The organism is Nitrococcus mobilis Nb-231, from assembly GCF_000153205.1.
Classification (GTDB): Bacteria; Pseudomonadota; Gammaproteobacteria; order Nitrococcales; family Nitrococcaceae; genus Nitrococcus; species Nitrococcus mobilis.
The window spans coordinates 2,494,575-2,521,320 of sequence record NZ_CH672427.1; the positions used below are offsets into that span (position 1 = coordinate 2,494,575).

Annotated in this window: 22 protein-coding genes; 19 read left to right on the plus strand and 3 right to left on the minus strand. The window is 61.1% G+C overall.

The window, feature by feature from the left end:
• The first annotated feature begins 84 nt into the window (after window positions 1–84).
• The 3 genes from NB231_RS11360 to NB231_RS11370 all read left to right on the plus strand — a co-directional run bounded on the left by NB231_RS11360 (window position 85) and on the right by NB231_RS11370 (window position 1,636).
• The gene (locus tag NB231_RS11360; protein WP_156776991.1) at window positions 85–348 is read left to right on the plus strand and encodes a hypothetical protein; all 264 of its coding nucleotides are present in this window, start codon (window positions 85–87) and stop codon (window positions 346–348) included.
• Window positions 349–987, plus strand: a complete 639-nt coding sequence (locus tag NB231_RS11365) for a GNAT family N-acetyltransferase (protein ID WP_005002889.1) — start codon at window positions 349–351, stop codon at window positions 985–987.
• A gap of 136 nt (window positions 988–1,123) precedes the next feature.
• A complete protein-coding gene (locus NB231_RS11370; RefSeq protein WP_040663869.1) occupies window positions 1,124–1,636 on the plus strand; it encodes a SixA phosphatase family protein in 513 nt (170 codons plus the stop codon).
• A 367-nt stretch (window positions 1,637–2,003) separates the two neighbouring features.
• On the opposite strand, the gene ygiD is transcribed toward NB231_RS11370, so the two are convergent.
• The 3 genes from ygiD to NB231_RS11385 form a co-directional block, all read right to left on the minus strand.
• Window positions 2,004–2,789: a 4,5-DOPA-extradiol-dioxygenase gene (gene ygiD / locus NB231_RS11375; RefSeq protein WP_156776992.1), complete on the minus strand. Its 786-nt coding sequence runs from the start codon at window positions 2,787–2,789 to the stop codon at window positions 2,004–2,006.
• Window positions 2,790–2,886: 97 nt separating this feature from the next.
• Window positions 2,887–4,719: a glycoside hydrolase family 15 protein gene (locus NB231_RS11380; protein WP_005002894.1), complete on the minus strand. Its 1,833-nt coding sequence runs from the start codon at window positions 4,717–4,719 to the stop codon at window positions 2,887–2,889.
• 133 nt (window positions 4,720–4,852) lie between these two features.
• Window positions 4,853–6,847, minus strand: a complete 1,995-nt coding sequence (locus NB231_RS11385; RefSeq protein WP_005002896.1) for an autotransporter family protein — start codon at window positions 6,845–6,847, stop codon at window positions 4,853–4,855.
• A gap of 924 nt (window positions 6,848–7,771) precedes the next feature.
• On the opposite strand from NB231_RS11385, the gene NB231_RS11390 reads away from it, so the two are divergent.
• The 16 genes from NB231_RS11390 to NB231_RS18650 all read left to right on the plus strand — a co-directional run bounded on the left by NB231_RS11390 (window position 7,772) and on the right by NB231_RS18650 (window position 26,602).
• Window positions 7,772–9,961, plus strand: coding sequence for a type VI secretion system Vgr family protein (locus NB231_RS11390; RefSeq protein ID WP_005002899.1), 2,190 nt, complete (start codon window positions 7,772–7,774; stop codon window positions 9,959–9,961).
• 27 nt (window positions 9,962–9,988) lie between these two features.
• Complete coding sequence (locus NB231_RS11395; RefSeq protein WP_005002900.1) at window positions 9,989–10,465, plus strand: DUF6484 domain-containing protein; 477 nt, start codon at window positions 9,989–9,991, stop codon at window positions 10,463–10,465.
• A gap of 10 nt (window positions 10,466–10,475) precedes the next feature.
• Complete coding sequence (locus NB231_RS11400; RefSeq protein WP_005002902.1) at window positions 10,476–11,591, plus strand: DUF2169 family type VI secretion system accessory protein; 1,116 nt, start codon at window positions 10,476–10,478, stop codon at window positions 11,589–11,591.
• A complete protein-coding gene (locus tag NB231_RS11405) occupies window positions 11,588–12,634 on the plus strand; it encodes a 3-oxoacyl-ACP synthase (RefSeq protein WP_005002909.1) in 1,047 nt (348 codons plus the stop codon). Before NB231_RS11400 ends, NB231_RS11405 begins: the two co-directional genes overlap by 4 nt.
• Window positions 12,634–13,611: a PAAR-like domain-containing protein gene (locus tag NB231_RS11410; protein ID WP_005002912.1), complete on the plus strand. Its 978-nt coding sequence runs from the start codon at window positions 12,634–12,636 to the stop codon at window positions 13,609–13,611. Before NB231_RS11405 ends, NB231_RS11410 begins: the two co-directional genes overlap by 1 nt.
• A 21-nt stretch (window positions 13,612–13,632) precedes the next feature.
• The gene (locus tag NB231_RS11415; protein ID WP_005002914.1) at window positions 13,633–14,553 is read left to right on the plus strand and encodes a beta propeller repeat protein; all 921 of its coding nucleotides are present in this window, start codon (window positions 13,633–13,635) and stop codon (window positions 14,551–14,553) included.
• A 52-nt stretch (window positions 14,554–14,605) separates the two neighbouring features.
• Window positions 14,606–15,856, plus strand: a complete 1,251-nt coding sequence (locus tag NB231_RS11420; protein ID WP_005002917.1) for a TIGR02270 family protein — start codon at window positions 14,606–14,608, stop codon at window positions 15,854–15,856.
• A 134-nt stretch (window positions 15,857–15,990) separates the two neighbouring features.
• Entirely contained in the window at window positions 15,991–17,028 is a 1,038-nt protein-coding gene (tssA, locus tag NB231_RS11425; protein WP_005002919.1) for a type VI secretion system protein TssA, read from the plus strand.
• A 56-nt stretch (window positions 17,029–17,084) separates the two neighbouring features.
• Window positions 17,085–17,627 carry a type VI secretion system contractile sheath small subunit gene (gene tssB, locus NB231_RS11430; protein WP_040662262.1) on the plus strand — a complete coding sequence of 181 codons (543 nt, stop codon included), beginning with the start codon at window positions 17,085–17,087 and terminating at the stop codon, window positions 17,625–17,627.
• 4 nt (window positions 17,628–17,631) lie between these two features.
• Window positions 17,632–19,134, plus strand: coding sequence for a type VI secretion system contractile sheath large subunit (gene tssC / locus NB231_RS11435; RefSeq protein ID WP_005002923.1), 1,503 nt, complete (start codon window positions 17,632–17,634; stop codon window positions 19,132–19,134).
• 101 nt (window positions 19,135–19,235) lie between these two features.
• Complete coding sequence (locus tag NB231_RS11440; protein WP_005002925.1) at window positions 19,236–19,715, plus strand: Hcp family type VI secretion system effector; 480 nt, start codon at window positions 19,236–19,238, stop codon at window positions 19,713–19,715.
• A gap of 14 nt (window positions 19,716–19,729) precedes the next feature.
• The gene (tssE, locus tag NB231_RS19175) at window positions 19,730–20,521 is read left to right on the plus strand and encodes a type VI secretion system baseplate subunit TssE (RefSeq protein ID WP_005002927.1); all 792 of its coding nucleotides are present in this window, start codon (window positions 19,730–19,732) and stop codon (window positions 20,519–20,521) included.
• Window positions 20,521–22,398 (plus strand): type VI secretion system baseplate subunit TssF, encoded by a 1,878-nt coding sequence (tssF, locus tag NB231_RS11450; protein ID WP_005002928.1) that lies wholly within the window; start codon window positions 20,521–20,523, stop codon window positions 22,396–22,398. The genes tssE and tssF overlap by 1 nt, the downstream gene beginning before the upstream one ends.
• Window positions 22,395–23,477: a type VI secretion system baseplate subunit TssG gene (gene tssG / locus NB231_RS11455; RefSeq protein WP_005002930.1), complete on the plus strand. Its 1,083-nt coding sequence runs from the start codon at window positions 22,395–22,397 to the stop codon at window positions 23,475–23,477. Before tssF ends, tssG begins: the two co-directional genes overlap by 4 nt.
• Entirely contained in the window at window positions 23,434–26,181 is a 2,748-nt protein-coding gene (gene tssH / locus NB231_RS11460; RefSeq protein ID WP_005002932.1) for a type VI secretion system ATPase TssH, read from the plus strand. The genes tssG and tssH overlap by 44 nt, the downstream gene beginning before the upstream one ends.
• A gap of 112 nt (window positions 26,182–26,293) precedes the next feature.
• Window positions 26,294–26,602: a hypothetical protein gene (locus tag NB231_RS18650; RefSeq protein ID WP_232210458.1), complete on the plus strand. Its 309-nt coding sequence runs from the start codon at window positions 26,294–26,296 to the stop codon at window positions 26,600–26,602.
• Window positions 26,603–26,746 lie beyond the last annotated feature (144 nt).

The following is a 26,746-nucleotide window of genomic DNA, read 5'->3' on the forward strand; positions in this document are numbered from 1 at the left end:
CGGAAGCTGTGGCAGCACATCCTCGATTGTAGTGCGATTCCGCTTTTCATTCCTGGAAAAACAATGCACCGGCAAATCCCTGCGATGGCTCGGCTATATTGTGCAGCGTCCGGAAAGCCACACAATCCACCACGGGCAATCCACCACGGGCGCGGCCTGCACCGCTACAATTACGCTGACATGCCGGTCTTCGACATGGTCTTCGGAACGTTTCGCAACCCGCAGGGCTATGAGATGGAGATCGGCTTTTACCATGGCGCCTCGGCACGGGTCATCGACATGCTGACCTTTAGAGACGTGGCAACGCCGGATGGTGCCGAATCAGCCCCGCTCAAGGAGGTCGCGTAAATGGCCGCTGCCGCGAGAACGCCGACCGAGAACCCGCATCGGCACCCGTTTCGGCATCCATATCGTGCAGCAACGCCTGCGGATGCCGAAGCCATGGCGGAACTGGTCAACTTCGCCGGCGAGGGATTGCCGCTGTATCTTTGGGCGAAAATGGCGGAGCCGGAGCAATTGCCCTGGGACGTTGGACGGCGGCGCGCGAGCCGGGACAGCGGAGCCTTTTCTTACCGCAATACCGTCGTCAGGGAAGACGGCGGCCGTGTGGTTGCGGCCCTGATCGGCTATCCGCTAGCGGATGAGCCGGACCCGTCCGTTTACGATGGCCTGCCGCCCATGTTCGTGCCTTTGCAACAGCTCGAAGACCTCGCGGCCGGAACCTGGTATGTCAATGTGCTGGCTGCGTATCCGGAGCACCGTGGTAAGGGGTACGGAGCCGAGTTGCTCCGGATCGCGGAGCGGCTAGCGGAATGCTCGCAGCGGAACGGGCTCAGCATCATCGTCTCGGACGCGAATACCGGCGCCCGCCGGCTGTACGAACGATGCGGTTATACGGAGCGTGCGAGGCGCGGCATGGTCAAGGATTCCTGGGACAATCCGGGTAAGAAATGGATCCTGCTTATGAAGCCTAGACATCATGCCTAGCACTGCAAGCGGATATTCCCCCCACATAGAGAGATCCATCTCGGCAACCATAAGCACTTGCAATGACCAAGATCCTGCGGGAGGCTAGCGGCGTACCCTCGATTCTCGTGCGATGCTGCTTGGAATCGAAACCGCCATGTCACGCGAGTTGCTTATACTTCGCCACGGCAAATCGGACTGGGACGGCAAGGTGGCCGGCGACTTCGATCGTCCGCTGGCCAAGCGCGGGCGCAAAGCCGTCAAGCGCATGGGCTGCTGGTTGTGCGAGCAGAAACTCTTGCCGGATCGCATTCTCAGCTCACCGGCGCTGCGTGCCGAGCAGACGGCTTTGGGTTTGTGTCGCAAAGCAGGGCTTTCTGAAGAGCTCATCTTTTGGCGAGAGGCCATTTACCAAGCCGATGTGGGCACTCTACTCAAAGTGCTTGCCGAGAGCGATCCCGGTGCTACGCGGGTGATGATCGTCGGTCACAATCCGGGCTGCGAAGAGTTGGTCGTGCACCTGACGGGACAACTCATCCCCGTTGAGCCGCAAGCCCCCGCCTTGCCAACCGCTGCGCTCGCGCATCTTGCGATGCCCGACGATTGGGCCCGCCTCGAGCGCGGTTGCGCAAGGTTGCTCACCCTCGTTCGCCCGCGTGAGCTTGAATAGCTCCGAGCCGGCTCGCTCCATTCCTTATCTTACCCACACGCCAGCGCGCCGGACTCTCTTAGGGGGGCCTCGAAAAACAGGCTCTTGTGACATGGTTTGAGCCAGTAAGGGATGACTGCAGCCAACAAAACCTTTTCAATACAAATGCCTAGGCAAATAAAGAAGAGGTCTGCACATGGCCGCAGTCACCCCTTCCTGGCTCACATCAGTGCAGAAGAGCCGCTGATTATTCGTCACGCATACTGTTTAGCCTCATTTCGGGTTGCCTTTCGAGCGCAGAGCAGCCGGGTCCGTTCACCCTCACGAAGGATGTGCCCTATAGTGAACGGGATAAGCCGCTATGATGCCCTCCGGGGCGCTTGTGCCGTCACCCGAGTTGAACGGCGAGCATCGAAATGGAGCCGCCGTCGAAGCCCTCTACCGGAAAGCTGACTGGCTCGTGCTCGTGGTGTTGGGCGAGCACGTAAAGCAGTGGCAGGTAGTGTTCCGGTGTCGGCGCGGACAGCATCGCATCCCGCCCCAGCGTTTCATAAGCCACCAGTGGCGCGAAATCCCTGACGAGGAGCAACTCGCGCGCCCTTGTTTCGAAGCGAACGGCCCAGTCGTAGGGCTCGACCCCGCGTCGGCCCCAGGCATAGGTGTGAAGATTATGGACGAGATTGCCGCTGCCGATGATGAGTATTCCTTCATCACGCAGCGCCGCGAGCTGTCGGGCGCTTCGATGGTGCCAATTCGCGTCCTTGGTCTCATCGATGCTCAGTTGAATTACCGGGATGTCGGCGTTGGGGTACATGTGCACGAGAATCGACCAGGTTCCATGATCTAATCCCCAGCCATGCTCGAGTTCCACCGGCACAGGGGCCAACAATTGTGCGACGCGCGCAGCCAATTCGGGTGCTCCCGGCGCGGGATATTGCATTTCGTGGAGCTCTCGCGGAAATCCGCCGAAGTCGTGGATGGTGCGTGGCTGCGCGTTGGCCGTGACCGCGGTTGCGGGCACGTACCAGTGCGCGGATATGGATAGCACCGCCCTGGGTTGCGGGAGCGCGGCGCCGAGCGCCGCCCAGCGGCGAGTGTAGGCGTTGTCACGAAGCGCATTCATTGGATTGCCGTGACCGAGAAAGATCGCAGGCATCCGAGTATCGTGTGGCATACGGTCAACCTCCTAGGCGGAGCAAAATTTGGCGTGCCAGCACAGGCTGGCCGTCCGACACAGTAGCAAATACCGGTCGCCAGCGACCGAGCGCCCATTACTCATCCAAGCGGTGTCGGCCGGGTCCGTCGGCGCGTTGCTTGGCTGGACCACGGGCACAGGCGAGGTTGTTGGCGGTATTAATGAGTGCGATGTGGGAAAAGGCCTGCGGAAAGTTGCCGAGCTGGCGGCCGATGCGCGGGTCGTACTCTTCGGCCAGCAGGCCGAGGTCGTTGCGCAGGCTGAGCAGGCGTTCGAATAAGGCGACCGCATCACCGTAGCGGCCCAACATGACGTAAGCATCGGCCAGCCAAAAGCTGCAGGCGAGGAAAACACCTTCGTCACCCGGCAGCCCGTCGGGGCTATCCTCGGCGCGGTAACGAAGTACCAAGCCATCGACGATGAGCTCTCGCTCGATGGCCTCGACGGTCGTCCGGAAGCGCTCGTCCTGGGGCGGCAAGAAGCCGACCTCAGCCATCAGCAGTATGGACGCATCCAGTGCCTCGCCGCCGTAATATTGGACGAAGGCGCGTTTGTCGGCGTTCCAGCCGTTGCGGCAGATATCAGTATGGATTTCCTCACGCACCGCACGCCAGCGCTCGACCGGGCCGGACAGGCCGAAATTTTCCACCGCCTTGACCGCGCGATCGAAGGCAGTCCAGCACATCAGTCGGGAGTGGGTGAAGTGGCGCTGGCCACCGCGCACTTCCCAAATTCCCTCGTCGGGTTGGTTCCAGTCCTGCTCCAGCTGCCGCAATATCGTTTTTTGCAGTCGCCAGCTGTGTTCGCTGTGCTCGAACTGGAGCTTGCGCCCGGCGTGTAGAACGTCCATCAACTCGCCGGGCACATCAAGCTGACGCTGCTTGAAGGCGGCATTGCCGATGCGCACGGGCCGGCTGTGCTCGTAGCCCGGCAGCCAGGGCAGCTCGACTTCGGTCAACCGGCGCTCGCCGCTCAGACCGTACATGATCTGCAATTGTTTGGGGTCACCGGCGGCCGCGCGCAGCAGCCACTCCCGCCACGCATAGGCCTCTTGGCGATAACCCGAGCTGACCAGAGCATAGAGTGTCAAGGTCGCATCCCGAATCCAGCAGAAACGGTAGTCCCAGTTGCGTGTGCCCCCCAAATGCTCGGGCAATGACGTGGTGGGTGCGGCGACGATGCCGCCGGTGGGGCTGAAAGTAAGAGTTTTGAGCGTGATCAGCGAGCGGGTGACCGCCTCATACCAAGGATGCTCTTCGGCACAGTCGAATTGGCACCGTCCGATCCAAGTGTGCCAGCGCGCGGTGGTTTCCTCGAGCCGGGTTTGGGCGTTCGCCGCGGGGCGTGCCGAGCGGTGCGAGAGATGATATGCCAACGTGAACGGAATAACGGCCTCGCCGCCGACGCTGAATTCCGCGACGGTGGTGAAGTTCTGGCCTTTGAGTTCGACCGGGGTGTGCAGTTGCAGGGCATCCGGTCCGGCGACGGCGCTCAGACCGTATTCCTGGCTGCGCACCCAAGGTACCACCTGGCCATAGCCAAGCCGTAGGCAGAGCTCCATGCGCATGCGCACGTGGCCTGCATCCCCGCGCACCAGGCGTATCACGTCGACGTAGTGCTCGTCGTCGGTGAACGGCATGAAGTCGATCAACGTGACTTTGCCCTCGGCGGTTTCAAAGCATGTTTCGAGAATCGCGGTCTGGGGCCGGTAACGGCGGGTGACGCATTTGAGAGCGTCGGCCGGCGCAATGCGCCAATAACCATGCTCGGGCCCGCCCAGCAGCGCTGCGCAGCAGGCATCGCTGTCAAAGCGCGGCAAGCACAGCCAATCGATGGCGCCGTCGCGCGCCACCAGCGCGCCGCTCACGGTATTGCCGATGAAGCCGTAGTCCTCGATTGCTTTGCTCATGCCTGATTTGCCCTCTCGTTCTTCATAGGCCAACGTAAGCGCGAAATAGCTGTACCTCTAAGTCGAATGGCATTCGAGTGTGGTTGTTTCTGGACAAGATCGGCGAAAGGTGTCGCCGGCTTCCCGAAGTATTTCAGAACTCCAACCGCGCGCCAGCGGTGAATGCGTAATACCGGGTATCCGAGCGGCCTTCAAACCACTCCGTGAAAAGGAACGCGGAGAGCCCGTGCGGAAAAACGGCGCTCGCGCCAAATCCGAGATTGAAGTAGTTGCGGTCCGGCTCGTCGGTGCGTACGGAAAAGTGTTGGCCCGTGGGGTCGTTGAGAAAGCGCGCGTCGATGAAGCGCTGATCGTTTAGAAACTCATGCGCCCAACCCACCCGAAAGGTCGGGGAGATCACACCGGTGCCCGTCGAGATGGCGTAGGTGAGCTGTGTCGCGAGCTCGGTAACCAGCGAGTCGATCGTCTGATTGCCGATCCGGAGCAGCGTGCCGGAACCAGGCGCCCCGGAATCCGAGGCCTTCTCTTTGTAGCCGTCGATGCCGGTGTTGAGGTAGGTTATCCGCCCTTGCAGCGCCACTGTCAGCGCCTGATAGGTGAGATCGTATCCGCCGTTGAGGTTTGCTCCGAACTGGTTGCCGTTGGTATCTCCGCGGGCGAGCTGGCGCGCGGCCCCGAGCGTTACATCGCGGGTGGAGTCGTACTGATTGTGGCTGTAGGTCAGCGCGCCGCTGACGTAATAGCGCTCGGGGAAATAGTATTTGCCATAGAGCGTCGTCGTGAGCGCTGTGGCATCAGATTCGCCGGCATTGCCATTCACATCGGCGGCGCTGTCGGCATAGCCCAATGCCCCGCCGAGCACGAGGTTATCCCAGAAGCGGTAGTCGGCACCGACGGTGATATCCCAAGCGTTCGACTCAAAACCTTGCTCGTTGCCGGTCCCGTCACGCTCAAGGATACTGAAATTGCCGGTGACAAAGGCGCTGAACCGGCCCAGGTCCAGGATATCGCCGGCGCCACCGCCAAGAAGGCGCTCGGCGGCCTGCTGCAGTACGCTGCCGGGCAGGTTCTGGCCGGCTACAGTGAGATTGATTCCGGAGATATCGACACCGCCGCCGTCACGCGGAAGCATGGTCAGGCGTCGGTAGATGCTTGTCTGGTGCTGATGAAGCAATCCGAGTGCCGTGCGGCCCTGTATTGCCACCTCCTCGGGGGCGAGCTGATCGAGGGCGGCACCGGGGTTGTCCGAGTTCTGTACGCTCGTACAGGAGGCGAGCAGATCTTCTTGTCCGGCCGACCGGCCATCTTCCGGGGTCGCTGCGATAGCTTCGCACGCCCCCTGCAGGGCGTTAGCGACGCTTGCCTGGTTGGGGTTGAGCCCTGAAATACCGGTTAGGTCGAGTTCAGTGCCTATTGTGACGGACACGGTGGACGCGTTGCCCCGTGCGTCCTCCAGGGTGATCTCGCCAGTAAAAGTCTCTCCGGTCTGCGCGTCGGCGGGTACGGTAAAGCGGAAGGTTACCTCGCCGCTTGAGGCGTTGACGGTTGTGGGGGCCACCTCGCCGATGTCGGTCGAGACCGTGATCGGGGGGCTGTCGTCTGTCACCGTAAAGGTACTCTCTACGGTCTGGGCCGGCTGTCCCTGCAGGGAGATGTCCGACGCCGTGGGTTCCGTCGTGTCGTCGTCATCGTCGATGGAAAGGGTCACCGCGTCACCGGCATCGAAGGTTCCGGGGCAGAAGCTGCTGGTATCGTCGTTAATCGTGCTTGCGGGCCCGGTATTCAGGTTTGTGAGCTCGAGCGTGATCTCCTCTGTCGGCTCGATCTCGGTGTCATCGTTGACGGTAATGGTCAGGGCCTGCGTAGCCGTGGCGCCACCGCTACTCTCACTCTGAGCGCTTGGGACGTCGATCGAGATGCTGGTCGGGCTGATGGAATAGTCGGTGCCTTGAGTGGCCGTCCCGCTTGTTGCGATATCCGCGGTAAACCGACAGTTGCTGGTGTTTTCCGTAAGCGTCAACTCCGCCGTAAGCTCGGTTGTGCCCGACCCTTCGGCTAGCGTCGTATTGCTCGGCGGGATGATGCGGAGGGTGGCCGCGGGCAGCACGCCCGGCAGCAGCAGCGCCATAAGGCCAATGGTTGCAATCAGTCGGAGGAAATGCGGGTGTGGGAGTGGGGATGGACGCAGGGTCCGGCAGACACGCCAATCCCAATCTGATCGGCTGCGAAGTGCAGGGGCCATTGTGGTCCCTACTACTAATACTAAACGCACTGCATCTGCTGAGCAGAAACCTTTCATTTTTTTGTTTCCCCCCGGTGGTTCCCTGGCGCAGGCTCTGTGCGGCACGGCGCAATACCGGCAAGGTGTCCCGGATTCTTATATTTAGTAGTCGAGTCGACCGGCTGTACTCCCCTCCTTGATGTGAGCATAGCAAAGAGGTCGAAAATGACAGCTGTCAGGAGAAAACAAGCTGATTTTGCGTGTTTTTTCCGTGCTGAACGAGCCGCGCCACAAGGCAGGTTGCTAGTGCGTGCAGACATGGGCTGGAACTTGCGCTAATCCCCCACTAGACTTCAACAGGGTTGTTAACCCAAGTTGAATACCCAAATTCGAACTATCCCTGTTATCAATAAATTATCATTTTTAAAAACGGCGAGTGGTGCTAGAACACCGCTGTTTTTATGTTTTTCGGAGCCGGCAAGGGGGCCTTGTGGAGATCCGCTACAGACAGAGTCAGCGACGCTAGCCGAGTCTGGCTTGCGGCGCAACCCCTAAACATAGCACCCCCCGATTATGGCGCGACATTCACCAGGCGGGGCCTTGCATTCGTTCAATCAAATGTTTACGGCTGGATCCACCCCGAAATCGGGTCAAAATCGGGGAGGGAGTGTTAAACTTGAGCTAAAGTGGCGGAGCAGGGGATTCCGCTGACATGTAGGGCTGAAAAGGGTGAACGGAGTGGCTCAGTCGGCCAGGGTTGTTTTGCAGGGTCGTCCGTGCTCGTGGACTTCCGGGCGGTGTTGCGGCCGGACCGGGGACGGATGACGGATTATGAGTATAACAGAAAGAATATTCTTCCAAGTCCAGCGCGAGATTTCGCTGGCGACGCCGTTGGGCGAGGATGTACTGGGTTTACGCCGGCTGGAGGCAAGCGAGGAACTGGGCCGCCCGTTCAGCTACGATCTCGACTTGCTTAGCCCGGATCCGGAGATCCGTCATCAGGATCTACTGGGCGAGAACGTAACCATCCGCCTGAAGCGCTCCGATGGCGGCAAGCGGTTCTTCAATGGCCATATCGCCCAGTTCATACTACTCGGCTACGAAGGTCAGTTCGCACACTATCGGGCAACCGTGGTTCCATGGCTTTGGTTCCTTGGCCGCGCATCCGACTGCCGGATTTTCCAAGAGAAGAGCATCCCCCAAATCGTCACCTCTGTATTCCGAGAGCATGGATTTACCGATTTCGAAGAGCCACTGACCGAGTCGTATGAGCCGCTCGATTACGTCGTTCAGTACCGCGAAACTGATTTGAACTTTGTCAGCCGCCTCTTGGAGCAAGAGGGGATCTACTATTTTTTCCGCCACGAGGACGGTAAACACACACTAGTACTATGCGACTCTTACAGCTGCCACGAGGCCAGCGCCGGCTACGAGCAGATCCCCTTCTATCCGCGTGGCGAGGGCGTAGTGCGTGAGCAGGAGAGCCTCTGGGACTGGCGGGTCTCACAAGAGGTTCAGCCAGGTGCCTGCGCATTGAATGATTTCGACTTCAAAGCCCCGCGGAAGAGCCTGCGCGCGGTGTGCAGCAAGCCGCAAGGGCACAACCTGGCCGATTTTGAGGTTTACGACTACCCGGGGGGCTATCTCGAGGCCGGAAATGGGGAGCGCTACGCGCGCATCCGCACGGAAGAGCGGCAGGCTGGATATGAGCTGATACGGGGCGAGGGCAACGTCCGCGGATTGAACGTGGGCGCACTTTTCGAGCTTGCCAACTACCCAAGAGCGGACCAGAACCGGGAATATCTGGTCGTCTCGGCAAGCTACGAGGTGGAATCGACCCCATTCGAGAGCGGGGCGGGCGTCAGTGCACCCGTGTATTGTTGCCGCTTCACCGCCACTGATGCCGGAACACCCTTCCGTCCACGTCGTGTCACCCCCAAACCCGTCGTGCAAGGGCCGCAGACGGCTATGGTCGTCGGCCAGGCAGGCGAAGAGATCTGGACCGATAAGCACGGCCGGGTAAAACTCCAGTTTCACTGGGATCGCTACGGCAAGGCGGACGAGAACAGCTCCTGCTGGGTGCGGGTGAGTCAACCTTGGGCCGGGAAAAACTGGGGAGCGGTTAACATTCCACGGATCGGCCAGGAGGTTATCGTCGAGTGCTTGGAAGGCGATCCGGACCGGCCGATCGTCACCGGGCGCGTCTATAACGGCGGTGCGATGGCGCCCTACGATTTACCGGGTCAGGCCATGGTCAGCGGCGTGAAGTCGAACTCCACGCCTGGCGGTGGGGGCTCGAACGAGCTCTCGATGGACGATTCCAAAGGCAAGGAGCGAGTGTATCTGCATGCGCAGAAGGACCAGGCCATCGCCGTGGAAAACGACGAGAGCCACACCGTTGGCCATGATCGCAGCAAGAACGTATCCAACGATGAGCAGACCTTTATCGGGAACGACCGGAGCGAAACGGTTGGCAGTAATGAGAACATCATAATTGGCGCTAACCGCACCGAGTCCGTAGGGGGCGATGAAACCGTGAATATTGCCGGCAGTCGGACGCGCATGGTCAGTCGTAACGAGACGGTGACGGTCGCGCTCGCGCGCACCCACTCCGTCGGCGTGAACGAGATGATCAACGTCGGTGGGGCGCAGGAGACCAACGTCGGCGGTGGGCGAACGGTGATCGTGGGCGGCGCTCAGAGCACCAACATCGGCGCCCACAGGGATGAGCGCGTTTTCGGCAACCACAGCGAGAGCGTGGGCGGTAGCCGCAGCAGCTCCGTCGGCGAGGATGACTCGCTCGCGGTGGACAAGGATCAGTCGATATCGGTGGGAAAGAATCTAACGATCGAGGCGGGTGAGCAGGTCGTCATCAAGACCGGCAAGGCCAGCATCACCATGCAAAAAGACGGCACGATAACCATTCAAGGCAAGGACATCACCGTTAAGGGATCCGGCGAGATCAACATCAAGGCCGGCAAGAACGTTGTCATCAAAGGCCAGAAGGTTTTACAGAACTAAACAAACAAAGACCTTGGGAGGCACGGCATGGGCGACGAAGGTCTCGAAGTCGTTGGCGAGCGCCAGGTGTCGGGGCAGAGCCGGCGGATCGACGGCGTGGTGATTGGTATGCTCGTCAGTTTTAGCGCCGACGGCGAGCCTGTGGTGGCCTTTCCGGGCAATGCGGCCGAGACCGGTGTTGGGGCGCGTACGGCGGTCAAGCTCAGCAACGACGATATCGGATGCGAGCTCGCGCTCATGTTTGAGCGTGGCGATCCGGCACGTCCGCTGGTCATGGGCCGGCTGTACCGTCCCGATGCGCTGTCGCAAGAGCTGCCCCGGATCACCGCGGAGGCCGACGGCGAGCGCCTGGAGCTGCGTGCGGGCCGGGAGATCGTGCTGCGTTGCGGCCGTGCCAGCATCACGCTGACGCGCGCCGGCAAGATCTTGCTTCGCGGCGCCTATCTGCTGAGCCGTTCTTCGGGTGTGAATCGCATCAAGGGCGGCTCGGTGCAGATCAACTGAGCCCGTTGCCGTGGAGCTGATCAACGCCACAAAGATGCAGGCCGGCTACACGCTCGGCATGGAGCCAAGCGGTCGGGAGCATCTGGTCGTGGTGGTCAAGGGGACGTTCGAATTGCCGCGCCGCAACGAGGCGCCGCGCCTGGCCGAAGATCAACTGGCGCTGGTCGATGCGGATACGTTCACCGGCGAGCCCGGTTTCTCGGCGCCGGTGCTCGAGGCCGACTATGCACCCTGGAAGCCGCGCTGCGACGTGTTGCTCACCGGCAGCGCCTATGCGCCGGGCGGGCGGCCCGTGACCCACGTTCCGGTGGGGTTGCAGGTCGGTAGTACGCAAAAGGCGTTCAATGTGGTCGGCGACCGCGTCTGGGAGGCTGGGTTGGTGGCCATCAGCCCGGGTCCGCCTCGGGAGTTCACCGTGATGCCGGTTAGTTATGACCGCGCCTTCGGCGGCTTGGACAACTTCCATCCGGATGAGAGCAAGCACTCGGCCTACATGGCCAACCCGGTCGGCCGGGGCTATCACCGCAAGCTCAAGGGCTCGCTCATCGACGGCACGCCCATGCCGAACACCGAGGAGTCGGGGCGCCGGGTGAAGATGCCGAACCTCGCCTACCGTCCCATGGCCTTCGGCCCGCTAGGGCGTGGTTGGGAGTCGCGGCTCGGCTACGCCGGCACCTACGACCAGCACTGGCTCGACAATATTTTTCCCTTCCTGCCTTCCGATTTCCGGGACGAATACTACCAGGCCGCGCCTGCCGATCAGCAGATCCCTTACCCGCAGGGCGGCGAGTCGGTGGCCCTGCTCAACCTGACCCCGGAAGGACGCACCGCCTTCCACCTGCCCGCGATCGAGGTGCCGGTGGTGTTCTTTCGCAAGCAGGGCGATCGGCACGAGACTCATGCGGTCGTCGACACTATCGCACTCGCCCCCGATGCCGGGCTTTTCACCATGACCTGGCGCGCCAGCATTCCCCTGCGGCGCAACATCTTCGAAGTCCCCCAAGTGTTGGCCGGCAAGATGTCCCGCGCCTGGTGGCGCGCACGTGAACTGGGCAAGACGTATTACCCGTCCTTAGCCGCATGGGTGCACGCCAAGCGATCGGGGGAAGAGGGTGACGAGTCATGAGCGTGCCGCCGCTGGCGATCCTCACCACGGGGATGGTCACCGGCGTGGGGCTGAGCGCGCCCGCATCCTGCGCGGCCATTCGCTGCGCCATCGACAATTTCCAGGAGACCCGCTTCATGGACTCGGGCGGCGAGTGGATTCTCGGCTGCGAGATCCCCCTGGAGCAGCCGTGGCGCGGCCGCACCAAGCTCGTGAAGATGCTTAGTCTGGCGTTGCAGGAATGCCTGGACAGTGTCCCACGCCTGCTGGACCCCGCCTCGATACCACTGATCCTCGGAGTCGCCGAATCGATGCGCCCAGGGCGCATCGAGGGGTTGGACGATGCCCTGCTGCTCGAGGTGGAAGCGGAGCTCGGCGTACGCTTTCACCAGAGCTCGGCCGTCATCGCCGGCGGGCGGGTATCCGCTGTGCACGGACTCAAGCGGGCGCGCGAGCTGCTCACGGCCCGCGAATCAGACAAGGTGATCGTGGCCGGGGTGGATGGGCTTTTGACGGCCCCCGCCTTAGCGGTCCTGGAAGCCAGGGACCGCCTTCTGACCAGCCAGAACTCGGACGGCTTCATCCCCGGTGAAGCGGCGGCGGCAGCGGTTGTCGAGCTGGCGCGGCCGAGCCAGGATCCGCAGCTGCTCTGTGTGGGCCTGGGCTTCGGGAACGAGCCGGCCAGCGTGGAGGCCGAAGACCAGCCCCTGCGGGCGGACGGTCTGGTGCAGGCCATCCGCGGCGCGCTGGCCGAGGTCGGGACCACCCTTGCTGCCACGGACTTCCGCATCACGGACGTCTCCGGCGAGCAGTACGGCTTCAAGGAGGCCGCGCTGTCGCTGAGCCGGATCTTGCGCGAGCGCAAGGAGGAATATGACCTTTGGCACCCGGCGGATTGCATTGGCGAGGTAGGTGCCGCCATTGGTCCGGCGATCCTGGGGGTCACTCACACCGCCACGGCGAAGGCCTATGCTCCGGGCAACAACGTGCTGACCCACTTCGGCAACGACGACGGCCGCCGGGCCGCTGCCATCCTGACCTACCAGCCGGTGAAGGCCGCGTAATGGCTAACGATGTATTTGCCAATGGCCGCGAGATTTCCTGCAAGGCGGCGGATGGCAAGTCGATTTGCGCGTTTCCGGATGTCTGCATGACACCGCCGGAGAATCCCGCAACACCACCTGGGGTGCCAGTGCCGTACCCGAACACCGGTATGGCAACGGACACGACTAGCGGCAGCAAAAACGTCAAGATTTCCCAAAAGGAATTGATGCTGAAGAACAAATCATACTTCAAAAAAAGCACGGGGGATGAGGCGGGGAGTGCAGCCAAGAAAGGTGTTGTTACCAGCGTGAATCGCGGGAAGGTGTACTTCACCAGTTGGTCGATGGATGTGAAGGTTGAAGGAGAGAATGTCGTCCGGCATCTGGACCTGACGACCCACAATCACGCGTCGTTCCCATCCAATACCACACCTTGGCCATATGCGGACTCGTTGGCGTTTACGTCAGGGCCCTGTGCTGGGCTGAGTGACAAGTTCAAGCTGGTTCCGTACAAAGAAGACTCCGAAACCTATTCTTGTCCGGGCGGTACAGGTCACCATCTGATTCCCGGGCGCTGCATGCGCACGCGTACCACAAGCCTGAGTGGCGAGTCCTTGGCGAATCCGGCTTATCCCGAAGGCTGCTCTCACGACAAGGCTCCTTGTGTGTGCGTCGACAACGAGAATCAATACAGCGGTACGCATCGGGACTGTCATGCTATTTTCGACCCAGTGGAGTTTGAATGCGCGGAATCCGGCAAGCCTTTCACGTACGGTAAGGCTCGGGATACTGCTGCGAAGTCAGCTGCCGGAATCAACAATGGAAAGGAGCCTTCCGAGAATCAGTTGGATTGTCTGAAGCTTCAATTGGATAACTACTACAAAAATTGCTTGAAGAACAAGGACGGCAGCGTCCGTAAGTCAGCAAATCTCAATGCACAGGAGAGTCGTGCTGGTCTTGTGCTCGACAAGCTCAATTCCACCGGCGGGCTGGGTTAACGACAAAGGAGAGCGTGTCAGATGGTGAGCACGCGTAAGAAGCCGGGCACCCTGTATTTCACCGATGTTGCGCGATTGAGCGTGGGCGCAGTGGTTCTCACGGGAAACTACTACAGCCTGGAAGACAATAGCGAAGAACGGATTGCGCTGCTGTCGCTAACCAGCGGTCGCTGGGGCGGTATGGACCTCTCTGGCATAGCCCACGCTGTACGGTGCCGGGGTAAGTTGGACGATTGCCAGCGAGAATACCTGATCCTGGAGCGCAACCGCGGGCTCTACACTGTTACGCCGCCGTCGAACGTTCAGTTCGAGCGAATCGACACACATCGCCGAGGGTTCCTGATGGACCTAAGGTACATTGGCGGCGCTTGGTATGCCGTGGGAGGAAACCACCAGATCTACCGTCAGGACGGCAGCGGCTGGCGGCCCTTTGACTACGGCGTCTACATTCCCGGCTCGGACGGCGAGGCCAAGATCCTGCTGAGCGTGGATGGCACCGCCAGTGACGACATCTACGCTGTGGGTATGAACGGTGTGGTGCTGCACTACGATGGCATTTCCTGGAAGCGTATCGACGCCCCGACGAACTGCGGACTGCAGCGGGTCCTTTGCGTCGACCGGAACGAAATCTACGTATGTGGTTATGGAAACTGCGTCTACCGTGTCGAGGGCGGGATCTGGCATAACCTCATCAATGAGCCGAGCGAGACCGTGTATTGGGACATGGCGCTCTTCCGGGGCAACATTTTCGTGTGCACCAAGGATACGTTGTTTCGCGTTCGGGGCGACGCACTGGAAGAGGTCAACATTCCGGTCGAGGGCCGGTTGAACTTCTATCGAATGGCGAGCGATGGCAACGAGCTTTGGACCTGTGGAGGTGAGTGCCTGCTACGATTCGATGGCAGCCAGTGGGAGCGATACCAGTTTCCGGACAATCTATAGTCACGCAACGCTAGGATGAAACGATATCGAGTGGTTGACGAGTAACTAAGAGATGGATCGCCCTGTTATTTGGCACATCGTCGAGCAGCACGGTGAGGAAGCGGCGTTTCTGTGGCTGCTGCGGGATGCTGCGGTGGGTGCTCCTCACTACTCCCTCGTTGAGCTCGCTAGCCTCGACAATCGAATCGAAGCCCATTTCGACGGGCTGCGCATTGCCGGCGAAGCGGGTTGGAAGACTTGCGCGGCTGCACTGGCGCAGGAGGAGCCGGGTGAGGTTTTCTGTGCGGCGGTGTTGGCGTTGGAGGGCGGGGATAGAGACAAGATTCAGTCTGTCTACAATACGGTCGAGCTGGCCCCAGAAACCAGCAGGGGGCTAGTGGCGGCGTTCGGCTGGGTCAACCGCGCCTGGTGGCGGGGGGAGGTGCGGGATCTCTTGCATTCTGATGAGCTTCACTGGCGCCGCATCGGCCTTGCGGCCGCGGCGACGCATCGAGTGGATCCCGGGGCCGTGCTCATAGAGTCCTTACAGGTGCAGGACGTGGAGCTGCGCGCGATGGCGCTGCGTGTGGCCGGAGTGCTGGGCCGCGTGGACTTCCTGCCCGCCATTGCGGCACAGGTACAAAGCACGGATCCCGAGGTGCGCTTTCAGGCTGCCTGCTCGGCGGCGTTGCTCGGGGATCGCGGTGCGGCTCCGCGTGAGGCGTTGACATTTGTCGGCATGCAGCAGCCACGCCTTGCGGACAGGGCGCTCAAGGTGGCGCTGCGTGCGTTGCCGCTCAATGCGGCGTTGCCATGGGTTAATCAGCTTGTCCGACAGCCCGAGGATCTGCGCCACGCGGTCTTGGCCTGTGGAATCATCGGTGAGCCTGGCTGCGTCCCATGGTTGCTCGAGCAGATGAGCGTACCGGAACTCGCCCGTGTGGCCGGCGAGTCTTTCGCCATGATCACGGGTGTTGATCTCGCCTATGAGGATCTCGAAGGGGAGTGGCCCAAGGGTTTCGAGGGAGGCCCGACAGAGGACGCCGAGGATGAGAACGTGACGCTGGATGCGGACGAGGATCTGCCGTGGCCGGAGCCGAGGCTCATTGCCGATTGGTGGTCCCGCAGCCACGGTAGCTTTCGTTCAGGCCAGCGGTATCTGGTGGGTAAGCCGATCGGCGTCGAGCATTTGGAATGGGTGCTGCGTTACGGAATGCAGCGCCAACGCGAGGCGGCGGCACTGGAGCTGAAGCTGTTGCACCCCGCTGAGCCGCTGTTCGAGACGCGTGCGCCGGGGTTCCGTCAGCAACAAATGCTGGGGTGATCCAGTGAGTGCCGGTTGGTAGTCGCTGCACGGCATCGTATTATTCGGAACCATTGTCTATACTCCAAACTTGAATTCGCCTTCATAGAAAGCAAGAATTTGCAAAGAAAGCTTCCGCTCCAAGCGGAGGGGGGATGGTGGGGCTGGAGCGTTTTCTCGGGGATCTACCCGGAAACTCCCCCGGCGGGGTGGATCTGGCGGAGTCCGGCGAGCTGTTGCAGCTCGACCAGCTCTCCCGATGGTCCAATCCGCTCGATTCGGAAGGTAACCCTGCATCTGTAGACTGGGTGGCGGTGCGCCAAATGGCCACCGACTCGCTGGAGCGGAGTCGTGACTTGCGCGCTGCCGTCTATCTTGCCGGTGCGTTGCTGAAGACCGAAGGCATCGTTGCCTTTTGCGAGGCCATCGGGCTGCTTGGCGCTCTGGTAGAGTCTCACTGGGACGAAGTCTTCCCCGCGCTTGATGGGAACGACGCCACCGAACGCGCCAATGCGCTGTTCAACCTCACGAACTTCCACAGAATCATTCAGCCGTTGCGGTATGCACCTCTGCTGGCAGACCCCGTAGCCGGGTCTTTCTCGCTACTCGATATCGAAATCACCGAGGGTAAGGCAGAGCTCCCTGCCGACTATCCGGGAGATCCTCCCACAAAAGCGGTTTTGTTGGGAGCGTTTCAGGCAATGGATCGGGCGAAGCTGCAAGCGCTCGATCAGGCGGTTGCGAGTGCGGTTGAAGACCTGGAGGGGATCGAGGGCTGCTTTCGTGAGCGGGTGGGCGTGACGGAGGCTCCCGACCTGACCCGCGTAAGACAGCCATTACAACAGATACAGGTCTTTGTCAGCGCGAGACTGCGCGCTGCTGACGATAACAGTGGCGCTGAGCAGGTACAATCAATCGAGGCCGAGGGGGGGGTGGAGTCCAGTATGCCATCGGTGACGACCGGTGCGTTCAACGGTGCAGTGCAATCTCGGCAGGACGCCGTTCGGGCGCTCGATGCAGTAATACGGTATTTCCGCACGCATGAGCCCTCGAGTCCAGTGCCGTTGTTGCTCGAACGTGCGAAACGCTTGGTCGACATGGATTTCGTGGCGATTCTCGAGGATATGGCGCCGGACGCACTCAATCAGGTGAGAACCATCAGCGGGCGCAGCGGCGAGACCGGCGATGAGTAGACAGTGCAGCGGTTCTCTGCGGTCTGCGGGCTGGATAATCTAGCGGGAGGTCAACCGTGGTAAAGCCAAGTTCACAAAAGTTCATCGGGAAAAATCGGGCGCCTCGGGTGCAGATCGAATATGACACCGAGCTTTACGGGTCGATGAAGAAGATCCAGCTACCCTTTGTTATGGGGGTTTTATCGGACCTTGCGGGGGACAACGATGAGTCCCTGCCCGCGGTGGGAGAGCGCAAGCTGCTCGAGATCGACGTAGACAACTTCGATGAACGCATGCAGGCCTTGCAGCCGAAGCTTCACTACGCCGTGGAAAACAAGCTGACCGGAGAGGGGAGGCTTGAAGTGGATGTGAGCTTAGAGAGTATGGACGACTTCTCGCCCGCCGCCGTGGCGCGCAAGGTCGAGCCCCTGCGCCGGTTGTTGGAGGCGCGCCAGCAGCTGGCCAATCTGGTTACCTATATGGATGGCAAGGCCGGAGCCGAGGAACTAATCGCCAAGGTGCTCAACGACTCGGCCCTCCTCAAGTCGTTGGCGGCCAAGCCCAACGATGAAGCGGAAGAGAAGAGCAGGGAAAACGCGCAAGAGAAGAGTGAGGACTAAGGCCGTGGCCGATACAGAAGAGCAGACCCAGCAGCAGCCGACGGCGCAGGAGGAGGCCTTCTCTGCTGATGACTTCACGCAACTGTTGCACAAGGAGTTCCGGCCAAGGTCGGACCGTGCCCGTGAAGAGGTTGAGACGGCGGTCAAGACGCTGGCCGAGCAGGCGTTACGCGAAACCACTGTTATCTCCGATGACGCGAGCAGCACGATTAACGCGATCATTGCCGAAATCGATCATAAGCTGACGGAACAGATCAACGAGATCATTCATCATGACAAGTTCCAGCAACTCGAAGGAGCATGGCGTGGACTCCATTATCTGGTGAGCAACACCGAGTCCGACGAGATGCTCAAGATCCGCTTCATGTCCATCTCCAAGAAGGAGCTGCATAAGACGCTGCGTAAGTTCAAGGGAACGGCTTGGGATCAGAGTCCTCTGTTCAAGCGTATCTACGAGGAGGAGTACGGACAGTTTGGCGGCGAGCCGCTCGGTTGTCTGGCCGGTGATTACCATTTCGATCATGGTCCACAGGACGTAGAGCTGCTCTCCAACATGGCCCAAATCGCGGCCGCGGCGCATGCGCCGTTTATCGCCGGTGCGGCACCGTCGTTAATGCAGATGGAGTCCTGGCAGGAGCTGGCCAATCCGCGGGATCTGACGAAGATCTTCTCTACACCGGAGTACGCAGCCTGGCGTTCGCTGCGTGAGGCCGAAGACTCCAGATATATCGGCCTTGCGATGCCGCGGTTTCTGGCCCGATTGCCGTACGGTGCCAAAACGGAGCCGGTAGAGGAGTTCGATTTCGAGGAGGATGTCACCGGTGCGGATCACAATAAATACACATGGGCCAATTCCGTCTACAGCATGGCCGTCAACATCAACCGATCCTTCAAGGAGTACGGCTGGTGTTCACGCATTCGCGGCGTGGAATCCGGCGGTGCGGTCGAAGGGCTGCCTGTGCACACCTTCCCGAGCACTGACGGCGGTGTGGACATGAAGTGCCCGACCGAGATCGCGATCAGCGACCGCCGCGAAGCGGAGCTTGCAAAGAGCGGCCTGATGCCCCTCCTGCATCGGAAGAATACGGATATCGCTGCGTTTATCGGTGCTCAATCACTGCACAAGCCAGCCGAGTACGACGACCCGGATGCCACGGCCAACGCCAAGCTTGGCGCGCGGCTACCGTATCTGTTTGCTACATGTCGGTTCGCTCACTATCTCAAGTGCATTGTCCGCGACAAAATCGGCTCCTTTAAGGAACGTGATGACATGCAGCGCTTCCTGCAGGACTGGATTATGCAATACGTCACGGGGGATCCGCAGAATGCGGGCGAGGAGACCAAGGCCAGGAAGCCGTTGGCCGCGGCGGAGGTGCGTGTAGAGGAGGATGAGGCCAATCCGGGCTACTACCGGTCGGTCTTCTATTTCAGACCGCACTATCAGCTCGAAGGGTTGAAGGTATCGTTGCGGCTGGTTTCCAAGCTACCCTCTGTAAAGGGTCAATAAGCTATCGGGCTCCATGGCCATGATCGCCGAGGCACCGCTGCGGTGTCGCAGAGGCCGGCTATGGTGGTAGCCAATGAGGCATCAAAATAAGGAGAACTCTGATGTTAGACTGCTTCCTGGTAATAGATGAGATCAAAGGCGAGTCCAAGGATTCCAAATATCCCGACGCGGTAGAGGTATTGGCCTGGTCATGGGGCGCGAGCCAGCAGGGTACCATGCACTTCGGTGGCGGTGGCGGCGCCGGTAAGGCGAGTTTTCAGGATATCTCCCTGACCAAGTACATCGACAAGTCTTCCACCGCCCTATGGAAGTTTCTGACCAACGGTAAGCACTTCGAGAAAGGCAAACTCGTCATACGCAAGGCTGGCGGTGAACAGCTCGAGTACCTCGTCCTCGAGATGTCGAAAATACTCGTCAGCAGCATCTCTACCGGCGGTAGCGGGGGCGAGGACCGGCTGACGGAAAATGTAAGCCTCAATTTTGCGGAATTCAAGATAACCTACACGCCCCAGAAGGACGATGGTGGCCCCGATGCGGCCACCGATTTCGGCTGGAGCATTGAGAAGAACGCCGCGAAGTAAGCGTTTTTTGCCGTATGGCGGAATTGATCACACAAGAGAGATTGCAGCCCGCCTTGCTCGACCGACTGACGGATGCAGCGCCCTTCAAGGAGCGCGTAGAGGTGACAATAGAAGCATCCGCCCTGAGACGGACCGGAATCGAGCGCGACGAACTGCGTCGGGTGTTTGAGTCGCATCACCTGCGCCTGATAGAGAAGCGCCCGGATGAGGCTGGTGAGCATGATGCCTCCGGTCTGATCGAGGTCTATGAGAGCGAGCACGGGAGTAACGGGCTGCAACGTCTTTTGGAGCATGAACTCGGTTCCGGCGGCGGATACCGAGCTTCCGTGGCGAGTGTGGTGAATATCGTCGATCGCAAGCGGCTGCCGAATACGGTCGAGTCTCGCCGCGGGCGGGTTATCTCCAACAAGCAGTTGAAGGAGTGCGTGCTGCGCGATCTGGCGTGGCTGCTCAACACCGCTAATCTCATGTCGGTTCAGGAGTTGCAGGCTTATCCGCATGCTCGAAGCTCGGTGCTCAATTACGGCGTACCCGATCTTACCGGCTCGACGGCCTCGGGTGCCGATGTCGAAGCAATCGCTGCGGGCATCCGGCGGGCGATTGAGGTCTTCGAGCCGCGTCTGCGGCGGGTGATGGTCACCCCAGCCCCGGCGGAGGACACTGCTGGTGGCGGCAATGTGCTGGCGTTTCGAATCGAGGCGGAGCTCTGGGGACAGCCGGCACCCGAACAGCTTTTGTTGCACACCGAGCTCGATTTGGAATCGGCCGACGCTACGATATACAGCGGTGAGCCGCGAGGCGGTTGATGGATACGCGCCTGCTTCGGTTCTACGAGGAAGAACTGCGGTTCATTCGGGAGATGGGCGGTGAGTTTGCCCGCGAGTATCCGAAGATTGCTGGCCGGTTGGGGCTTGACAGCTTTGAGTGCGCCGATCCGTACGTGGAACGTTTGCTCGAGGGTGTGGCCTTTTTGACCGCGCGCATCCAGCTTAAGCTGGATGCAGAGTTTCCGGATTTTACCCGCCATCTGCTGGAGATCGTCCACCCGCACCTCGTTTGCCCTGTACCGTCCATGGCGGTAGTAGAGTTCGAGCCGGACTTGGACGAGGGGGGGCTCTCGGAAGGGGTGCCGGTACCGCGCGGCAGCGTGCTGCGCAGCGTGCTGGCCAAGGGAGAGAAAACGGCATGCGAGTATCGTACGGCGCACCCGGTGATGCTTTGGCCGTTGCGGATTGTCGATGCGAAATATTTGTCCAACGCCGGCGCCATTGCCGCCGCCGGACTGCCGGTGAAGCGCAACGCCTGCGCCGCACTGCAGATATCCCTGGAGGTCACCGCGGGCCTGAGGCTGGCCGATCTGGCGCTGGGGTGTTTGCCTGTTTTCCTTCGGGGCAGCGACGAGACGCCGATGCGGCTCTACGAACAGATCCATGGCAACTGCATCGGTGTGTCACTGCGCTGCGAGGAGGGGGTACAGAAAGGCCCGATCTGCCTCCCACCCGGCACGGTACGGCAACCGGGGTTCGAGGTGGACGAGGCCTTGCTGCCGCCGACTCGGCGTTCCTTCGAGGGCTATCGGCTGTTGCAGGAATACTTCGCAATACCGCAGCGCTTCATGTTCTTCGAACTCGCCGGGCTTGCGCCTTATGTACCGAGACTCAGCGGGCAGTGCCTGGAGGTCACGCTGTTTTTCGACCGCGTCGACAACCGGCTGGAGCACACGGTGCAGTCGGATCGGTTTGCACTGTTTGCGACCCCGGCCATCAACCTGTTCCCCCTGACGGCGGACCGCATACACGTGAAGGGTAGTGATACCGAGTTTCACGTGGTTGCTGACCGCAACCGGCCGATGGACTTCGAGATCTATCGCATCGAAGGCGTGACCGGCTTCGGCAAAAACGGGGACGACAGGTTGGCGTTCCACCCTTTCTACCACCTTACCCATCACGACAACGGGCGCATCGGAGAGGGGGCGTTTTTCACCATCCAGCGGCGTCCGCGGGAGCGTCCGTCACGGCAGAGGTGGCAGGGGGCACGATCCAGCTATCTGGGCAGCGAGTGCTTCCTTAGTATCGTGGATGCCGAACACGCGCCGTTCGCGCCCGAGCTTAGGCAGCTCGAGGTGATCTGTCTATGCAGTAACCGTGATTTGCCATTGCAGATGGCTGTGGGTAAGGGCGTGACGGATTTTACACTGGATGCAGGCGCTCCGGTGCAGAGCATCCGCATTATCGCCGGACCCACCCCGCCGCGCGGCGCGTTCTACGCGGGCGACAACGTGTGGCGATTTATCAGTCAGCTCTCGCTGAACTACCTCTCGCTGGTGGAAGGACAGGACGGCGCGGGTGTGACGGCATTGCGCGAGTTGCTGGCACTCTATGTGGATGGCAGGGACGCGCTGGCGCGGCACGTGGAAGGTGTGCTTTCGGTGGAGTCCTGGCCGACGGTTCGGCGAATGCCCGTGCCCGGGCCGATCTGCTTCGGTAATGGTCTCGAAATTCACCTCGAGCTGCGCGAGGCGGCGTTCATTGGAACGGGAGCCTTCCTGCTCGGTGCTGTACTCGAGAGATTCTTTGCTAGGTATGTGTCGATCAACTCGTTTACCCAGACGATCGTGGAAACCGACGAACGCGGCGAGATCATGCGATGGCCGGTAAGAGCAGGCCGAAGACAAGTATTGTGAGCGCGACCGCGGAGCTGGAGCGAGCACCTTACCGGTTCAGTCTGTTCGCGGCGCTTCGCCTGCTGGAGGCAAAGCACCGCGATAGTCCGCGCCTGGGTGAGTCGCGCCGACCGGCCGATGATCCGGTTCGGGTTGCCCAGCGTCCCTCCTTGCGTTTTGCGCCCGGCGATGTGGCCGGGTTCGAACCCGGCACGCCAAACCGCTTGAGTTGCGACTCCTTCGGCCTGTTCGGTCCCGACGGAGCGCTGCCGGTGCACCTCACCGAATACGCCGACGAGCGGCAGCGCCAGCACCAGGACCCGACCTTCGCCGCATTCGTGAATATGCTGCAACACCGACTCGCGTGTCTGTTCTACCGCGCCTGGGCCAACGCCCAGCCGGCTGTGCAGCATGATCGCCCCGAGGCGGACCGCTTCGCCGTGTACATCGGTGCGCTGGTGGGAATCGGCTCGCCTGCGTTTCGTAATCGTGACCGGGTCGGGGATTCCGCGCGTCTTTGCCGGGCGGGCCGGTATGCGCCGGCGGCAAAGTCTGCCGAGGGTCTGGAGGACATTCTGGCGGATTTTTTCGGATCGCCATGCCGGGTTATACCGTTTCAGCCGAACTGGCTCGAGATGCCTGCGGACGAGCGTCTCGCGCTTGGCCGCGCCAGGGGCGGCGGGCTTGGCCGGGCCGCCAATCTGGGGCGCCGCTCCTGGCAGTGCCAGTCCAACTTTGCAATTGAGCTCGGGCCGCTGTGCCGATCAACGTTCGAGGCTTTCTTACCGGGCGGGCGGAGGTTGGGCGAGCTGAGGGATCTGGTGCGCGCTTATATAGGGGACGAGCTGCGCTGGGAGTTGATCCTGAGTTTGCGGCAGAAAGAGGCTCCGCCGCTGCGGCTGGCACGCGGGGCGCGGCTAGGCCGAACGAGCTGGGTCGGGCGGGTGGCTGGGGATGCCCGTGGCGTTCGGGTGCGGGGAAATCCGCTCGAAGCGCAGCCTGGGCCGGATATCCAGAAGATGGGCAGGCGGTATCGCGCGCCCGGGGGAGAGTGCCGTGACGGAAATCAGCCGTACCGCCTTGTTCGGGAAGCTCGGTAGCCTTGGCTATAAAGCGATCGAAAGCGCCACGGTGTTTTGCAAGATGCGGGGTAACCCGTATGTGGAGCTTGCACACTGGCTACACCAGATCCTGCAGCAGCAGGACTCGGACTTGCATCGCATCATCAATCATTTCGGGCTCGATCACGCGCGGTTAGCCGCAGATTTGACCCGCCGCCTAGATGAGTTGCCGCACGGCGCGAGCAGTATCTCCGATCTCTCTTCCCAGGTCGAAGAAGCCGTAGAGCGTGGTTGGGTGTGGTCGACACTGCGTTTCGGCGAGCCGCAGGTACGCACTGGCCATCTCGTGGTGGGGCTGATGAAAACCACAAACCTGCGCAATGCCCTACCGAGCGTATCGGGCGAATTCGCCAAAGTTCGGGTGGACCGTCTCATCGATGAGTGGGACGACATCACCGGGGGTTCGCCGGAGGTGAGGCTTGCCGCTAGCGCCGGCTCTCGCCTCGGCGAGTCGGCCGCGGCGCAGCAAGGCGATGCAGCTATACCCCTATCCCCGGCGGCGATGGGTAAGCAGGAGGCCTTGCAGCGCTTTACGGTCGATATGACCGAGTTGGCCCGCCAAGGCAGGATCGATCCGGTCGTCGGGCGGGACGAGGAAATCCGCCAGATGGTGGACATCCTAATGCGCCGGCGCCAAAACAATCCGATCCTGACCGGTGAGGCGGGCGTGGGTAAGACTGCCGTGGTGGAGGGGTTCGCTCAGCGTATCATCAGCGGTGATGTGCCGCCGCCGCTGAAAAATGTGGTGCTCCGCTCGCTCGATGTGGGTTTGCTTCAGGCAGGCGCGAGCATGAAGGGCGAGTTCGAGAGCCGATTGCGGCAGGTAATCGAGGAAGTGCAGGCCTCGGAGCGCCCCATCGTGTTGTTCATCGACGAGGCCCACACCCTCATCGGCGCCGGTGGCGCCGCGGGAACGGGCGATGCGGCCAATCTGCTCAAGCCGGCCCTGGCTCGGGGGGCGTTGCGAACCATCGGTGCCACGACCTGGGGTGAGTACAAAAAACACATCGAAAAGGATCCTGCGCTCACTCGGCGTTTCCAGCCGATTCAGGTCGGCGAGCCCAGTGAGGAGCGTGCTCTCGAGATGGTGCGGACCATGGCCGCTCCACTCGAGAAGCACCACCGAGTGCAGTTGCGCGACGAGGCCCTGAGCGCGGCTGTTCGGCTTTCGCACCGCTACATTCCGGCTCGGCAACTGCCGGACAAGGCAGTGACTCTGCTGGACACCGCCTGTGCGCGGGTTGCAATCAGCCAGCACGGCGTTCCGGCCGAGGTGGAGCATAACCGGCGCCGCCTCGAGGCGCTGGCAATGGAGTTGGAGATCATCGCTCGGGAGAAGGCGGTTGGTTTGCCGGTAGCGCAGCGGGAGAGCGAGATCCGTGCGGCTATGGAAACCGAAAGCGAGCGCCTAGCGGAGGTTGAGCGGGCTTGGCAGGATGAGAAACGGCTGGTGGAAGAGCTCCTGGAACTGCGCGCCGCGCTGCGCGCCCAGGCCGGCACGGGCGAGGCCGCACGTCCAGTTTCCGACCTGGAAGCGGCCGATAACAGCCGCGATGGCAGTTCCGATGCGGGCATTACGGCCGAGCGGGCATCGCGTGAGGACCTCTTGAGTCGTCTCGCGAAGATCCAGCAGCGGCTCGAGGAAATGCAAGGCGAGCAGCCGTTGATTCTGCCCAGTGTCGACGCCCAGGCTATTGCTTCGGTCGTTGCCGACTGGACCGGGATTCCAGTAGGGCGGATGGTTCGGGACGAGATCGAAGCCGTGCTGCACCTGGCCACTCGGCTCGCCGAACGGGTCAAAGGCCAGGATCATGCCCTGGAGATGATCGCGCGCCGCGTGCAGACGGCTCGGGCGAGTCTGGACAACCCGGGCAAGCCGATGGGCGTGTTCATGCTAGCTGGTCCGTCCGGTGTCGGTAAGACCGAAACTGCCCTTGCATTGGCGGAGACGCTCTACGGGGGCGAGCAAAACATGATTACCATCAACATGAGCGAATTCCAGGAGGCGCATACTGTGTCCACGCTCAAGGGCGCGCCGCCTGGGTACGTGGGATACGGGGAGGGCGGAGTCCTGACCGAAGCGGTTCGCCGCCGGCCGTACAGTGTAGTGTTGCTGGACGAGGTGGAAAAGGCCCACTCGGACGTGCACGAGATCTTCTTCCAGGTGTTCGACAAGGGCATGATGGAGGACGGTGAGGGACGGCTGATCGATTTCAAGAACACCTTGGTCATATTGACCACCAATGTAGGCACCGATTTGATCATGCAGGCGTGCAAGGAAGGCGCGGAAAGGCCGGCTGCCGCTGCCTTGACGCAGAAACTGCGCAGCCCGCTGCTGCAAGTGTTTCCCCCGGCGCTGCTAGGACGGCTGGTCACGATTCCATACTACCCGCTGAGCGACGCTATGCTCCGAAGCATCATCCATCTGCAACTCGGGCGCATCGAGCAGCGCATCCAGCGCAACCACCAGGTGTCGTTTACCTACGACGATGCCGTGGTAGACCTTGTTCTCGAGCGTTGCATCGAGCTTGAAAGCGGTGGCCGCATGGTGGATGCCATTCTTACGAATACGTTGCTGCCGGAGCTCAGTCGCGGCTTCCTGACCCGGCTGATGGAAGGTAAGGCCATCGGCGGGGTGCACGTGACCGTGCGAAACTCAGAGTTCACCTATGATTTCGCCTAACGGTCGCTGTCATTTGGCTGCACGGCCATTCCGAGCGGGTGGCAAGGGCTATCGGTTTGACGCTCGAGGGCGACTGAGCGAATCTTACTCAAAGCGTGAATACACATTCGTCATGCCGGAAGTGAGGTATCCTGTTAACGATATGGCGCGTGCCCGTATGGTCGAGGTGGACTACTACAGCTTTCGGCAGCTTTTCCGGGAGGCGGTGGCGTGCGGCGGCCGTGTCGAAAAACGTGATACGCAGCGCTGGAATGCGTACGTGAAACAGCACAAAATTAACGAAGTGGGTGCGACGACGATAGCGCGTACCCGGTTCGACGCGCCGACACCGGTGATCATCGATCTGGGGCGCGAGCGGGATGGCCTTTACTTCTACTCCGACTTGGAAGAGGGTTGTCTTCGGCTCGTTTTCGAGGATTAGTGAGGGGGCGTTGTTCGTAGTTCCGTGCTTCCGGCATGGCTGGAGGCGAGCAGCCGCCTATAGTTGTCTGCGACGGCGGAGCGCTGAAGGTCGGCCTATAGAACAACGCCGGAGCGCATCGACTATGGATGAGCTCCTCTATTT

What these genes read in the sequence shown, in the direction of transcription:
- NB231_RS11360 (WP_156776991.1), top strand. Translation starts at nt 85, where the DNA reads ATGGCTCGGCTATATTGTGCAGCGTCCGGAAAGCCACACAATCCACCA.
- NB231_RS11365 (WP_005002889.1), top strand. Translation starts at nt 349, where the DNA reads ATGGCCGCTGCCGCGAGAACGCCGACCGAGAACCCGCATCGGCACCCG.
- NB231_RS11370 (WP_040663869.1), top strand. Translation starts at nt 1,124, where the DNA reads ATGTCACGCGAGTTGCTTATACTTCGCCACGGCAAATCGGACTGGGAC.
- ygiD (WP_156776992.1), bottom strand. Translation starts at nt 2,789, where the DNA reads ATGCCACACGATACTCGGATGCCTGCGATCTTTCTCGGTCACGGCAAT.
- NB231_RS11380 (WP_005002894.1), bottom strand. Translation starts at nt 4,719, where the DNA reads ATGAGCAAAGCAATCGAGGACTACGGCTTCATCGGCAATACCGTGAGC.
- NB231_RS11385 (WP_005002896.1), bottom strand. Translation starts at nt 6,847, where the DNA reads ATGGCGCTGCTGCTGCCGGGCGTGCTGCCCGCGGCCACCCTCCGCATC.
- NB231_RS11390 (WP_005002899.1), top strand. Translation starts at nt 7,772, where the DNA reads ATGAGTATAACAGAAAGAATATTCTTCCAAGTCCAGCGCGAGATTTCG.
- NB231_RS11395 (WP_005002900.1), top strand. Translation starts at nt 9,989, where the DNA reads ATGGGCGACGAAGGTCTCGAAGTCGTTGGCGAGCGCCAGGTGTCGGGG.
- NB231_RS11405 (WP_005002909.1), top strand. Translation starts at nt 11,588, where the DNA reads ATGAGCGTGCCGCCGCTGGCGATCCTCACCACGGGGATGGTCACCGGC.
- NB231_RS11410 (WP_005002912.1), top strand. Translation starts at nt 12,634, where the DNA reads ATGGCTAACGATGTATTTGCCAATGGCCGCGAGATTTCCTGCAAGGCG.
- NB231_RS11415 (WP_005002914.1), top strand. Translation starts at nt 13,633, where the DNA reads ATGGTGAGCACGCGTAAGAAGCCGGGCACCCTGTATTTCACCGATGTT.
- NB231_RS11420 (WP_005002917.1), top strand. Translation starts at nt 14,606, where the DNA reads ATGGATCGCCCTGTTATTTGGCACATCGTCGAGCAGCACGGTGAGGAA.
- tssA (WP_005002919.1), top strand. Translation starts at nt 15,991, where the DNA reads ATGGTGGGGCTGGAGCGTTTTCTCGGGGATCTACCCGGAAACTCCCCC.
- NB231_RS11440 (WP_005002925.1), top strand. Translation starts at nt 19,236, where the DNA reads ATGTTAGACTGCTTCCTGGTAATAGATGAGATCAAAGGCGAGTCCAAG.
- tssE (WP_005002927.1), top strand. Translation starts at nt 19,730, where the DNA reads ATGGCGGAATTGATCACACAAGAGAGATTGCAGCCCGCCTTGCTCGAC.
- tssF (WP_005002928.1), top strand. Translation starts at nt 20,521, where the DNA reads ATGGATACGCGCCTGCTTCGGTTCTACGAGGAAGAACTGCGGTTCATT.
- NB231_RS18650 (WP_232210458.1), top strand. Translation starts at nt 26,294, where the DNA reads ATGCCGGAAGTGAGGTATCCTGTTAACGATATGGCGCGTGCCCGTATG.